The organism is Schumannella sp. 10F1B-5-1, from assembly GCF_006517535.1.
In the GTDB taxonomy this organism is placed as follows: Bacteria; Actinomycetota; Actinomycetes; order Actinomycetales; family Microbacteriaceae; genus Schumannella.
The window spans coordinates 1-262 of record NZ_VHQH01000243.1; the positions used below are offsets into that span (position 1 = coordinate 1).

General features: G+C 68.7%; 1 pseudogene. It reads left to right on the forward strand.

The window, feature by feature from the left end:
• Positions 1-262: pseudogene (locus FJ658_RS15565) on the forward strand (chitinase); the annotation flags it as partial.

Here is a 262-nt window from a genome sequence, read left to right on the forward strand (position 1 = left end):
CTTCGCCCAATGGGGCGTCTACGGGCGCGGGTACAAGCTGAGCCAGCTCGAGCGCTCGGGCGGAGCCGCGGACCTGACCCACCTCAACTACGCATTCGGCAACATCCACTATCAGAGCCTCGAGTGCTTCATCGCCAACAAGGCGCAGGGCACCGGGCCGAACGGCTCCGACGGTGCCGGTGACGCGTGGGCCGACTTCGGCATGGGCTACTCCGCCGCCGACTCGGTCTCGGGCGCGGCGGACACCTGGGATCAGCCGCTT